Origin of the sequence: Streptomyces sp. NPDC001914, from assembly GCF_042891215.1 — a bacterium.
Classification (GTDB): domain Bacteria; phylum Actinomycetota; class Actinomycetes; order Streptomycetales; family Streptomycetaceae; genus Streptomyces.
Map to the genome: position 1 here is coordinate 199,499 of NZ_JBIASW010000004.1, position 11,736 is coordinate 211,234.

Annotated in this window: 10 protein-coding genes; 2 read left to right on the forward strand and 8 right to left on the reverse strand. The window is 68.2% G+C overall.

Annotated elements, in window-relative coordinates; translation table 11 throughout:
- Nucleotides 1-2 precede the first annotated feature (2 nt).
- Nucleotides 3-569 (reverse strand): type 1 glutamine amidotransferase domain-containing protein, encoded by a 567-nt coding sequence (locus ACFYYF_RS13530; RefSeq protein WP_388775705.1) that lies wholly within the window; start codon nucleotides 567-569, stop codon nucleotides 3-5.
- Between the two features lie 1,156 nt (nucleotides 570-1,725).
- Between ACFYYF_RS13530 and ACFYYF_RS13535 the strand changes: the two genes are divergently transcribed.
- Nucleotides 1,726-2,274 carry a GNAT family N-acetyltransferase gene (locus tag ACFYYF_RS13535; RefSeq protein ID WP_388774855.1) on the forward strand — a complete coding sequence of 183 codons (549 nt, stop codon included), beginning with the start codon at nucleotides 1,726-1,728 and terminating at the stop codon, nucleotides 2,272-2,274.
- Nucleotides 2,275-2,315: 41 nt separating this feature from the next.
- Here the strand turns inward: ACFYYF_RS13535 and ACFYYF_RS13540 are convergent, their stop codons facing one another.
- From ACFYYF_RS13540 to ACFYYF_RS13570, 7 genes are all read right to left on the reverse strand, one after another.
- A complete protein-coding gene (locus ACFYYF_RS13540; protein WP_388774857.1) occupies nucleotides 2,316-3,272 on the reverse strand; it encodes an ABC transporter substrate-binding protein in 957 nt (318 codons plus the stop codon).
- 146 nt (nucleotides 3,273-3,418) lie between these two features.
- Nucleotides 3,419-4,297, reverse strand: a complete 879-nt coding sequence (locus ACFYYF_RS13545) for a MurR/RpiR family transcriptional regulator (protein WP_388774860.1) — start codon at nucleotides 4,295-4,297, stop codon at nucleotides 3,419-3,421.
- A 178-nt stretch (nucleotides 4,298-4,475) separates the two neighbouring features.
- Complete coding sequence (locus ACFYYF_RS13550; protein ID WP_388774863.1) at nucleotides 4,476-5,768, reverse strand: cyanophycinase; 1,293 nt, start codon at nucleotides 5,766-5,768, stop codon at nucleotides 4,476-4,478.
- A gap of 156 nt (nucleotides 5,769-5,924) precedes the next feature.
- Nucleotides 5,925-7,145: a M20 family metallopeptidase gene (locus ACFYYF_RS13555; RefSeq protein ID WP_388774866.1), complete on the reverse strand. Its 1,221-nt coding sequence runs from the start codon at nucleotides 7,143-7,145 to the stop codon at nucleotides 5,925-5,927.
- Nucleotides 7,142-7,894, reverse strand: a complete 753-nt coding sequence (locus tag ACFYYF_RS13560; RefSeq protein WP_388775708.1) for an amino acid ABC transporter ATP-binding protein — start codon at nucleotides 7,892-7,894, stop codon at nucleotides 7,142-7,144. The genes ACFYYF_RS13555 and ACFYYF_RS13560 overlap by 4 nt, the downstream gene beginning before the upstream one ends.
- 8 nt (nucleotides 7,895-7,902) lie before the next feature.
- Nucleotides 7,903-8,862 carry an amino acid ABC transporter permease gene (locus ACFYYF_RS13565; RefSeq protein ID WP_388774868.1) on the reverse strand — a complete coding sequence of 320 codons (960 nt, stop codon included), beginning with the start codon at nucleotides 8,860-8,862 and terminating at the stop codon, nucleotides 7,903-7,905.
- A 2-nt stretch (nucleotides 8,863-8,864) separates the two neighbouring features.
- Nucleotides 8,865-9,815, reverse strand: coding sequence for an ABC transporter substrate-binding protein (locus tag ACFYYF_RS13570; RefSeq protein WP_388774871.1), 951 nt, complete (start codon nucleotides 9,813-9,815; stop codon nucleotides 8,865-8,867).
- A gap of 319 nt (nucleotides 9,816-10,134) precedes the next feature.
- Between ACFYYF_RS13570 and ACFYYF_RS13575 the strand changes: the two genes are divergently transcribed.
- Nucleotides 10,135-11,568 (forward strand): pre-peptidase C-terminal domain-containing protein, encoded by a 1,434-nt coding sequence (locus tag ACFYYF_RS13575; RefSeq protein ID WP_388774874.1) that lies wholly within the window; start codon nucleotides 10,135-10,137, stop codon nucleotides 11,566-11,568.
- Nucleotides 11,569-11,736 lie beyond the last annotated feature (168 nt).

Here is an 11,736-nt window from a genome sequence, read left to right on the forward strand (position 1 = left end):
GCTCAGGAGCCGACCAGGGCCTTGCTGACAGCACTGAGGAAATCGTCGAGATCCTTCGGCGTCCGGGACGTGACCAGCGTGTAGCCATTCGCGCTGTCGCTCACGACGGCTTCGTCGATCCATGCCTTGGCCCCGGCGTTTCGGGCATCGGTGCGCACCGACGGATAGGAGGTAAGGGTCTTACCCTTCAGGACGTCCGCTTCCACCAGCGCCCAAGGTCCGTGACAGATCGCGGCGATCGGGCGGCCCGACGCCGCAAAAGCCTTGATCGTCTCGAGGGCCCTGGACTGCAAGCGGAGCTGATCGGCGTTGAGGGTGCCGCCCGGGATCAGTAGCAGCTGGTGGGCGCTGGGATCCAGAGCCTCGAGCGTGGTGGTGGGTTCCACCGTCTCGCCGGGGTCACGGTCGCCCACAAGCGTCTGGATAGGGTCTGGGGACGCGGCTGCGATGGTGACGTCCGCGCCGTCCTCCCGTAGTCGGCGGACCGGTACCAGCAACTCGTCCTGCTCAACCCCATAGTTGGTGACGAGCACCAGGACGCGGTGACCGTTGAGCGGCTTGTCCGACATGATCATGCACCTTTCCCTGGTCCGGAGGGCCGCGCGCCTCGGTGCGCACACTCACGGGACCAGCAAGCACCGTTACGCGCGGCAATAGCTCCGTCCGCGCAAGCGTGGTCCGGGTATCTCCGCACGAGTGCCCACTGCCGATTTCGCAATGCATCGTTGACGGCAGAACCCGTCTCTCGGCTACCGGAACGCCCGAGATGCCGTCGTCGCGCGCAAGAGGGCCTCCGCGGGATCGTGGTAAAGGAGCCAAGCTCCTCCGATGCCCTGCGAGGCAGCGGGCATCACCGCGGAAGAACCGCGGAGTGCGGGCACCGATTGCGGCGTGGTCCCCGCGCGGGACCGCCGTAGCCGGGCCGGACGCGGGGCGCTCCGGTGATCACCCGTATCACGAACGTAACGGGTCCTTGCGCGTCCGATCACACCAGAGCGTGGGACGCGGGGCGCTGTCGTGCTCGGGTGCTGGACAGCCCATCACCCGTCCCCGCGCAAACGTCCAGCCGCCGTCCCAGCGGTAGGGCGCCCAGTCCGATGCCGTGACGACAACGCCGAGCAGGATAGCCGGGCTCGTCAAGAGCGTGCGGATGCGATTTGGCCGAGGTGAACTCGTCGACATAGTCCTGACCTGCGGCACAGCCGATTTGAAGGCCGTTCCATTCATCGGTGGAGGTGGCCTTGCTCGGGGTCTTCCTCGGGGGTGCTCCAGCCTTCTCCACAGCGCGGGGGGTCTTCGAGGACCTGGCGCGCCTGCTTCTCCTGCTCCCGCGAGGGCAGCGAAGCAGACTCTCGGCGCCGGGCGGAGTTCCGGTGACCTATAAGGAACGCTGTCAGCAGCATCGCGATGAGCAGGACGCCCACCATCAGCAACCAGAGCCCAGTAGGGGAGGACGCCAAGACGATGTGGGGTTCAGTAGCCATGCCCAACGAGTGTCCCCACTGCGTGGATATACCCAGCCCCCGGGGCACTGGGGTGACGCCTTCCATAGATCCGGCGTCGCACGAGGGGCTGATGCCCGCAGCCCAACCGGCAAGCGGTCATCCAGGAGGTCGTGGACCGCCCCGCCACGGATCGACGACCCGTTCCAAGCATCGCGTTCTTGACCTGGCGCCAGGGCGAGTGGTCGGGTTCAGCGGTTCTGTGATCCATTAGGGTTGCGCAATGTTCGAAGGACAGCTGGTAAGGCTGCGGGCGCTGCGCTCCGAGGATGCGGAGCATCATCTTCGGTGGCGCAACGACCGTGAAGTGGTGCGCTGGGCCACGGCCGGTGACCCGTGCTTCGGCCCGGTCACGGCGGAGGCGATCGGTCTCGGCTTCGACACTATGTTGCGCCTGAACCCGAGGGAGTCGGCCGTGTTCACGGTCGAGGACCTGGCGGGTGGGAGCGTGATTGGGATGGTCGACTACCGGGACTTGGACCCGTACGCCGGTGTGGCCACACTGGGAGTCACCATCGGCGAGCGGGAGTTCTGGGGCTGCGGCCACGGGAGTGACGCGTTGCGGCTGCTTGTGGACCACCTGTTCGGCGCGTATGCCTTGAGTCGGCTGGAACTGGACACCTGGAGCGGCAACGAGCGCGCCGTGCGCTCCTTCACCAGGTTGGGCTTTCGAGAGGAGGGCCGTCGCCGGTCGGCCGTGCTGCTGGACGGGAAGCGCTACGACAGCGTGCTTTTCGGGATGCTCCGCGAGGAGTGGGCGAACCGTGCGTGATGGCGTACGCCGTTTCCCCGGAACGGCGTACGCGCTCTTGCTCAGGATCCCGCGTTGACGGTGGCCTTCGGGATGGCGATTCCCGGCACGTGGTACTTCTCAAGGATCTTGGTATAGGTGCCGTCGTCCATCAGGGACTGGAGGGCCGCCTGGACCGACCGTGTCAGCTGTGGGTCGGTCTTGGAGATCCCGATGCCCATGGGAGAGGGGTTGTGGGGGCCCACCGCCTTGTCGCCCGTGACCGTGGAGAACGTCTTGCCGCCGTCCGTGGTCGAGGCGACCCAGGCGGCCGTCACCTCGTCCAGGTAGTCCGCCACGACCCGTCCGCTGCGCAGCGCGAGCTGGGCCTCGGAGTCCTTGGCGAACGCCAGCACCTTGATCGGGGGGAGACCTGCCGCTCGGCAGGTGGCCTGGCGGTCCTTCAGGAGTTGTTGGTGGTTGGTTCCGCTCTGGACTCCGACGGCCTGCCCGCACACGTCGGTGATCTCGTCGAGGCCGGTGGGGTTGCCCTTCTTCACCAGCCAGCCGGGCCCGGCATTGAGGTAGTCGACGAAGTCGACCGCGCTCTGCCGTTCCTTCTTGTCAGTCATGGCGGACATCACCACGTCGAACTTGCCCGCCTGCACGGCGGGGAGAAGCCCGTCGAACTTCTGCGGCGAGAACTTGAACGTGACGCCGAGCCGCAGGGCGATGGCACGGCCCAGGTCGTAGTCGATCCCGGTCAACTGCCGGCTGCCCACCTGGGTATACATCTCGAACGGCGGATAGGGCACGTCGGTGGCCACCTGGACGACCCCGCGCTCGCGGATCCGCGGGTTCAGACCGGCACGCAGCTTGGAGTCGGTCTTGACGGTGACTCCGGGTATCACCTCGGCAGACTTCGCCGCATCCGACGACGGACCGGCATCCTCCTCGCTTCCGCAGGCGGTCAGGACGAGCGAGCCGGCCATGAGCAGCGGCACCGAGATGAGGGTGATCAGCCTGAACTGTCTGGGCATGACGAATCCTTCGGTGGAGAGGGAGCAAGGGCAGGAGGGCCACGGCCGTGGCCGGATGTGCGGTGCGGGCTCTGTGTGAGGTGTTCCGGGCAGTGGTGCGACGGGATCGGCCGGCCGCGCACCGAACCAGGTGGGGGTCCGAGCGGTCAGACCAGGCCGATGCGCTGGGCGATGTCTTCGCCGTGGCGCAGGCGCTGGTGTGCCGTCTCGCCCAGCGACATGATGACCGCGGCGACGACGGTTTCGATGACAGCCATCGTCGGGACCAGGCTGTCGTACGGCGAGGGCGAGGTGACCTGGCTGGGCAGGACGACCTCTGCATGGGCGGTCACCGGGGAGAGCCAGGTGTCGGTGAAGAGGATCACCTTGCCGCCCCGTTCCCGCAGAAGCCGGGCCATGGCGACCTTGTCGTCCTCGTAGCGCCGGTAGTCGAACACGACGAGGACGTCCCGTCGTGTCAGTGCGGCGAGGACGGCGGTACGTTCGACGTCACGGTCCGGCAGGAAGGTGACGTCGTCGCGGAGTTGCATGAGGTGCAGACCGAGGTACTGCGCCAGCAGGTGGGTGAACCGGCCGCCCGCCAGGATGATCTGCCGCTTGGGGTCGGTGAGGAGTTGGGTGGCCCGGTCCAGGTCGTGGGGCGGGAGTTCTGCCAGGGAGCGGGTGAGAGCGGCTGCGAACAGCCTGCTGCCGCTCTGCAGCAGCGGTTCGTTGTCTTCCGGGTGGCCCGGTTCGTCGGACCGGGTCAGGGGGGCCGATTCGTACAGTGACAGGGGTGAGGCGCTGCGTTGTTCGAGTTCGTCGCGCAGAGCGGCCTGGAAGTCGGGGTAGCCGCGAAAGCCGAGGCGTCCCACGAACCTGAGGACGGTCGGTGCGCTGACTGCGGCACGTTCGGCGATGGTCGCGATGGTCTCGAAGCCGGCTGCCGGATATCCGGCCAGCATGATCCGTCCGACCTTGCGTTCGGCGGGGCTGAGTTCCCCCAGCTTGAGCCGGATCTCGTCGGCCAGGGTGCCAGAAGCCATCGTGAAGTTCCTTTTCCGAGCCGCAAAGGCCTTGTCCTTGGACCCTACCGGGCAGATCGCAGGCCGAGGGTGCGTGCGGCGTGGTTCGGGTTCCGTGCGGGTCCACGCCGCCCTGCGGGGCTGGGTGCCCCGTCGGGCATTCCGGGCGCTCCCGGCTCGTTCCGCGCGATGAGCGGGGTCAGTTAGGGGTGACGGACACGGTCATCCCGATGAGGGTGTCCGCGGTGGTGCCGTCGTCGGTCAGCGGCGTGAAGTGCCGGTTCTTGTCGAAGGTGACGGTGAATCGCGGCCCGGACTCGAAGGTGGTGGCGGTGGCCTCCCGCTGTCCGGCGGACTGCGCGAGGGCTCGTGCGGTGCCCAGGAAGCTGTAGGGGACGCCGTCGTCGTTGGCGAGGGAGTAGAAGACGTCGTTGTTCGCGGGGACGGCAGTGGAGTCCTGCGGCTGGAGCGGGCGCTTGTGGGACGCGGGCCGGACCCGCCAGCGGCGCGGCTCGTAGCGGTCTCCGTCGGTGAGGTAGCTGTACCGTGCCCCGGTGAGGGACCAGCCACCATCACGTCGGCCTGCATGCGCCTGGCGCAGATCGAACACCGCGAGTCCCTGGGGGCCGACCACGCGCATGCTCTCGTCGGGCGAACCCGGATGCTCGACGACGAGCGCAGTATTCTCCTCCAGCGCGTAGACCCGCTGGTGGCCCGTGTCGGAGGCAAGCCGCAACGAGCGGCCCTCGCGCCCGGACGTGCCGGTGTGGGTGTCCAGCAGCCCCGAGCGCAGGAAGCCGAAGCCGCCCTCGGGCAGGTAGCCGAGCTTCGAGGCGTCTTCGAAGTAGCCGGGGGCGCTGCCGTCCCGCAGGGCCTCGTATGAGTCGCCGCCGGTGATCATGTCTGCCCCGGCCGCGATCTGCGCGCCGGCGCTCGACCCGGCCACCACGGCACCGCGTGCGAGCTTGGCTCGGATAGCGGCCAGCACCTTGGAGTCGGTGTGCGCGGAGCCGTGCAGCAGGCTGGTCACGTACCGGTACTGGTCTCCGCCGCCGAAGAAGAAACCGGTCATGCTGTTTACTTGGGCGACGACACGGTCGGAGTCGGCCGCGGAGAGGTGGTCGAGGTCGACGGGGATCCATTCGGCGTCGGCTGCGCCGTGACGGGTGAACAGGTCGGCGTAATAGGCGCCGTTGCAGGCGGAGTTGGAGCAGGTATCCGGGTCACCGGCGTTCGGGTCCTGACTCTCGGGCAGCGAGGCGGCGGTCAGCACGCCGATCCGTGCGCGTCCCTTGCCTCCGGCCCTGTCGATGATTTCGCCGTACACCTGGTCGTTGTTGTCCTTCAGGCCGCCGCCGACCAGGACGAGGGAGCCGGCGGAGCGGTGTGCGGCGGCCGGGTGTGCCGAGGCCGCCGGGGCGGCTGCCAGGGCCAGCAGGAGCGCGGTGCCGGCGGCCAGTACGGTACGGCCGGCTCTGTGCGGGGTGCGCATGAGGTGCCTCCATGATGGGTGCTGACGTGGGAGATGTGCGGTCGGGCAGGCCTGTGTTGGGCCGTCTTCGGCTGGACTGGTGCGGGTGCTGGTCGGGGGTGCCGGCCGCTTCGGGGCCGGCCGGGCGAGGGTGCCCGACCGGCCTGAAGGGCCGGTTCAGACGGTCAGGGTGTTCTCGCGGCCGAGTTCGGCGATGAGCGAGGCGAGCAGGGCGACACGGGTGACGATCGTGGTGGTGTCCAGCCACTCCTGCGGGCTGTGATCGCTGCCGCCGACCGGTCCCAGTCCGTCGAGAACGGGAACTCCCGTACCGGCGATGAAGTTTGCGTCACCCACTCCGCCGGTCGCGGCCGCCCCGAAGGACACTCCCAGTTCCTCGCCGATGTCCTGGGCGGTGCGCAGGATCCGACGGGAGGCATCGGTGTCCTCCATCGGTGGGCAGAGGTCGAGTTGCTCCACCGTCACGCTGGTTCCGGCCACGACCGGGCGCGCGGCGAGTTCCTCGATCGCCTGCCGGGCCCGCTCGATGCCCCGTGTCGTCGCCGAGCGGACCTCGACGTGCAGTTCGGCCTCCGGGCAGACGATGTTGGTGCGGGTGCCGGCGTGCAGCATGCCCACGTTGACCGTCACGTCGTCCCAGCGGCCGTTGAGCCCCTGCACGGCGACGGTGAGATGAGCAGCCGCCAGGGCGGCGTTCGCGCCGCGTTCCGGTTCGATGCCGGCGTGGGCGGCCCGCCCCTTGACGGCCAGCCGGAAGTCGGCCACACCCTTGCGGGCGATCACGACGTCGCCGTTCTGGCGAGCGCACTCCAGCGCAAGGGCGTAGTGCATGCCGCGTGCCGTCTCTTCGGTGAGCGGGCGGCTCGCCGGGGATCCGATCTCCTCGTCGGGCACGGCCAGGAACACCAGCTCCGCGTACTGGTGGAAGCCGGTCTCCTCGAGGATGCGCAGCGCGGTGAGTCCTGCGACCAGTCCGCCCTTGTCGTCGCTCACGCCCGGCCCGTGGGCATGCGAGCCGGCCATGGCGAACGGTCGCACCGCGGCTGTTCCGTCCTCGAACACCGTGTCCATGTGAGCGGCCAGGAGGATCCGGCGGCCGCCGTCCTCGACGGACAGCGATCCCCTCTTGCGCGCCACGACCACGTCACCCGTGCGGCGGGCGCCGACTGGCGGTGGGCTGAGGCGCTGGGTGTCGAACCCTAGGGCGCGGAGCCGTTCGCCGACGATCTCGCCGACCCGGTTGACACCATCGGCGCTGTAGGACCCGGAGTCGATCGCGACGAGTTCGGCAAGGTCCCGCAGGTAGCGGGGCTTGTGGGCGCGGGCGAGCGTCAGCAGTGCGGCCGTGCGGGGCTGCTGACGGACCGGGGCGCTCACAGAACCTTCGAGAGGAATCCGCGGGTGCGTTCCTGCTCGGGATCGACCAGGACCTGCTGCGGGTGCCCGGCTTCCACGACGACGCCCTCGTCCATGAAGACGGCGGTGTCGCCCACCTCGCGGGCGAAGCCGATCTCATGGGTGACGACGACCATGGTCATGCCATCGGCCGCCAGTTGCCGCATGACGTCCAGAACGTCGCCGACGAGTTCCGGGTCGAGTGCCGAGGTCGGCTCGTCGAACAGCATGAGCTTCGGTTTCATGGCCAGGGCGCGGGCGATGGCGACTCGCTGCTGCTGTCCGCCGGAGAGCTGCGCAGGGTAGTGTCCGGCGCGGTCGGCGAGGCCGACCTGGTCCAGCAGGCGCATACCGTCCTCGCGCGCTTCGACGCGGTTGACGCCCGCGACCCGTACGGGTGCCTCGGTCACGTTCTCCAGGGCGGTGAGATGGGGGAAGAGGTTGAACCTCTGGAAGACCATGCCTATGTCGCGTCGGCGCGAGGCGACTTCCTTCTCGCGCAGTTCGTACATCCGGTCGCCCTGCCGACGGTAGCCGACGAGCTGGCCGTCGACGGACAACCGGCCGCCGTCGACGGTCTCCAAGTGGTTGATGCACCGCAGGAAGGTGGACTTGCCCGAGCCCGAGGGGCCGAGCAGACAGCACACCTCTCCCGCGCCGACGGTCAGGTCGATGCCCTTGAGGACCTCGAGCCTCCCGAAGTGCTTGCGCACGCCCTGTGCGTGCACCATGGGGGTGCTCATCGCTTCGACTCCTTCTTCGCGCGGCCCAGGCCGGCGGCGCCCGCGAGCATGCGCTGCAGGGGTGAGATCCTGGCGCCTCCCGAGGTGCCGCGGCCGTAGCGCCGTTCCATCCATGCCTGCGGGATGCTCAGCAGGCTGACCAGGGCCAGGTACCAGATGCTGGCGACCACGAGCATGGGGATGACCTGGTAGTTCTGCGCGTACACGTCCTGGATGTTCGACATCAGGTCGTGGGCGGCGATGACGGAGACGAGCGCCGTCATCTTCAGCATGTTGATGGTCTCGTTGCCCATCGGCGGGATGATCACCCGCATCGCCTGGGGCAGGACGATCCGGCGCATGGTCAGGGCGGGACGCATGCCGAGCGAGTGGGCCGCCTCCGTCTGTCCATGGTCGACCGACTGGATGCCGGCGCGAACGATCTCGCTGGCGTAGGCGGCCTCGTTGAGGCCCAGCGCGAGCAGGGCTGCTACCGCCGGTGTGAGCAGGGAGTTGGTGTCGGCCTCGACGAACGTGATGCCGGTGAAGGGGATGCCGATCAGGACCTTCTTGTACAGCGCTGCGGCGTAGCCCCAGAAGATGATCTGGACGAGCAGCGGCGTACCCCTGAAGACCCAGACGAACAGGGAGGACAGCGCGTACAGGACGGGATTGGCCGACAAACGCATGACCGCGATCAGGGTGCCCAGCACCAGACCGAGGGCCATGGCCGCGGCGGTCAGCCAGAGCGTCGTCGCCAGGCCGTCGAAGATGAGCCCGGCGAAGAGGAAGTGGCCGATGACGTCCCAGTGCAGGTTGGCGTTCTTGGCCAGCGAGCCGATCAGTCCGCCGACGGCCGCCACGGCCGCCACGGCGGCGATCCAGCGCCCGTAGTGCCTGACCGGGATGACGTCGAGGTCTGCGGGGGTGGACTCGCGGTGCGCCGTCGCGCTGGCGGGTGCGGAGGGGGCGGTCATCGTCAGTCCACCGCCGCGTTACGGGTGGCTTCCTTGACCGCGATCGAGGCGACACCGTACTTGTCGAAGATCTTGGCGGCCGTGCCGTCGTCGATGAGGGCCTGGAGTGCCTTCTGGATCGCTTCGGTGAGTTCGGGAAGCTTCTTGCTGACGGCGATGCCGTTGGGTGAGGCGTTGTAACCGCCAGGCGCCTTGGAGTCCTCCACGAGCTCGAAGGCCTTGCCGTCGTCGGCCGTCTTCGCGGTCCAGCCCGCGGCGGGCTTGGTCAGCACGTCGGCCACGACCTTCCCCGAACGAAGCGCCAGTTGAGCGTCGGAGTCCTTCGGGAAGGTGGAGATGGCGATCTTGGGCTTGCCGGCCGCGATGCAGTCGGCCTGCGTCTCGGTGAGCAGCTTCAGCTGGTTGGTGGCGGCCTGCACACCGACCGGCGACCCGCACAGGTCGGTGAGGGTGGTGATCTTCTTCGGGTTGCCCTTCGCCACGAGAATGCCGGACCCGGACTGCGAGTAGTCGACGAAGTCGACCACCTTCTGGCGGTCCTTGTTGTCCGTGATCGCCGACATCGCGGCGTCGAACTTGCCGGCCTGGAGGGCCGGCACGATGCCATCGAACTTCTGCGGGGTGAAGTCGAAGTTCACGCCGAGCTTGGCGCCGATGGCCTGACCGAGGTCGTAGTCGAGTCCGGTGATCTCCTTTCCGCCTTCACTGACGAACATCTCGAAGGGGGCGTAGGGGACGTCGGTGGCGACGCGGACCGTGCCGGACTTCTTGATGACGGAAGGCAGGGTGTCGTGCAGGGCCTGGTCCTTCTTAACGGTCACTCCGGCGACCTTCACGGCCGCTGGCGGCGCGGACTTGCCGGTGTCCGACCCGTCGTCGCAGGCGCTCACCGTCACCAGTGTCACGACTGCGGTCGCGATGGTGATCACGGCACGGCGGGAGGAATGTGGCATCACGATCGGTCCCTCTCGGAAGTACTGCCGGGGAAGGTCTGCCCTCACCCTCTGACAGGTCAGGAAACTACAGGTGTCCACGGACTCTGCATAGATGTAACGCTGATTACATTCCAGCAACACGGTCCTGGAGCCGCGAAGGACCCTGAAGTGTGCCGCTTTCACCCGCTTCTGGCGCCTTGACGAACCCCGCTTCCCGGATTCCGCATTACATCTTCCCGTAACAGACAGTTGCTTGTATGTTCCACTACTGCCTCCCGAATCCCCGCTGTCGGCCCCCTCAGGCAGGAGGGCGGGGCCCACACCTCCAGGAGCCCCGATGACTTCACGCGCGCTGAACAGACCCCTCGCCTCGCTCGTCGTGATCGCGGCGACCGCCGCGACTCTCGCCGTAGCCAGCGACCCCGCCCATGCCTCCGCCGACCGCATACGCCTCGGCAGCGCATCCGACGTGAGCCGGTCGAGCTGGTCCGGCCCCGCCTTCACCATGAACGGCGACGGCAGCGTCGTCGGAGGCTCCATGACCAAGGCCATCGACGCGATCCGCGGCAACACCGGAAGCCTCGACGTGGTCGTGCTGGCCGGCTCGGCCCCCACGTCGGGCAGCACAACACCCGAGTGCGACACGATCACCGCGCTCTCCGGCGTCAATTCCTGCACCACCTGGACACTCACCGCCGCGTCCGACGGCAACAACACCCAGCTGAACACCGATATCCGCAACGCGGAGTTCGTCTACTTCGCCGGCGGCGACCAGTGCCGCTACGCGGCCTGGAAGGGCACCACACTCCAGGCGTCCGTGCAGTCCGTGGTCGCCAAGGGCGGCGGCTCAGGCGGCGGCAGCGCAGGCCTGCACATCAACAGCTCGATCGTCTATGACGCCTGTACCGCGAGCGCCACCTCGGCCGGTGCGCTCGCCAACCCATACGACAAGTCACTCACGTTCACCACCGGCATGTTCAACTGGCCGAACTACGGCGACACCATCAACGACTCCCACTTCGTGGCTCGCGACCGGATGGGCCGCACCATGGCATTCGTCGCACGCGCTCTCAAGGACGGCCTGACCACACAGGGCAAGGCCTGGGGTGTCGGCATCGACGAGGGCGGCAGCTCTCTCTACATCGACAAGAACGGCCTGGCAACGCTCTACGGCAACGACGCGTACGTCGTACTCGGCGACCACCAGCCGGAGAAGGCCGTCTCCGGCCAGCCCCTGACCTTCTCCGGATACAAGATCTGGCACCTCACCAGCAGCCAGACGTTCGACTTCAAGAACCGCCCCACCTGCGGCTACTACCGACGCAGCGTCACCAACGGAGTAGCCGACACCAACCTCTACAACGGCACACCCGAGACCAGTTGCGGCACCACAGGAGGAGGCACGACGGTGAGCGAGAGCGAGCCGAACGACTCCCGCTCGGCCGCCGACGACATCACATCGAGCACTCCCCCGGTGTCGTTGACCGGCGCACTGAGCACCACCTCCGACCGGGACTACTTCAAGTTCACCCTGGCCTCCGGCAGGACCGCGAGCATCTCCTGCGCCATACCCGATGCATACGACGCGGACGCCTATCTCCTCGATGCGTCAGGATCCACCCTGACGAGGTCGGTGAACGACGGCCGGGGCAGCGACGAGTCCCTCACCTACACCCGCACGGCCTCGGGCAGCGGAACGTACTACCTGGACCTCGAGGCATACGCCGGATCCGGCTCCGCCACCTACGCATGCGACCTCAACACGGCCTGAACACGGCCACGGTCCGAAGACACGTCGTTTCGTTCGGCTGCCCCGTGGGGGGGGGGGGGGGGGGGGGGGGGGGCCGCGCCCCCGCGGGGGGGGGGGGGGGGGGGGGGGGCGGGGGGGGGCCGCGCGCAAGGACGAGCCTGGGGCGCCCCCCCACCCCCCCACACGCCC

Excerpts from the sequence above, each read along its gene's own strand:
- ACFYYF_RS13530 (WP_388775705.1), bottom strand. The coding sequence starts at position 569 with ATGTCGGACAAGCCGCTCAACGGTCACCGCGTCCTGGTGCTCGTCACC.
- ACFYYF_RS13575 (WP_388774874.1), top strand. The coding sequence starts at position 10,135 with ATGACTTCACGCGCGCTGAACAGACCCCTCGCCTCGCTCGTCGTGATC.
- ACFYYF_RS13550 (WP_388774863.1), bottom strand. The coding sequence starts at position 5,768 with ATGCGCACCCCGCACAGAGCCGGCCGTACCGTACTGGCCGCCGGCACC.
- ACFYYF_RS13570 (WP_388774871.1), bottom strand. The coding sequence starts at position 9,815 with ATGCCACATTCCTCCCGCCGTGCCGTGATCACCATCGCGACCGCAGTC.
- ACFYYF_RS13545 (WP_388774860.1), bottom strand. The coding sequence starts at position 4,297 with ATGGCTTCTGGCACCCTGGCCGACGAGATCCGGCTCAAGCTGGGGGAA.
- ACFYYF_RS13535 (WP_388774855.1), top strand. The coding sequence starts at position 1,726 with ATGTTCGAAGGACAGCTGGTAAGGCTGCGGGCGCTGCGCTCCGAGGAT.
- ACFYYF_RS13560 (WP_388775708.1), bottom strand. The coding sequence starts at position 7,894 with ATGGTGCACGCACAGGGCGTGCGCAAGCACTTCGGGAGGCTCGAGGTC.
- ACFYYF_RS13565 (WP_388774868.1), bottom strand. The coding sequence starts at position 8,862 with ATGACCGCCCCCTCCGCACCCGCCAGCGCGACGGCGCACCGCGAGTCC.
- ACFYYF_RS13540 (WP_388774857.1), bottom strand. The coding sequence starts at position 3,272 with ATGCCCAGACAGTTCAGGCTGATCACCCTCATCTCGGTGCCGCTGCTC.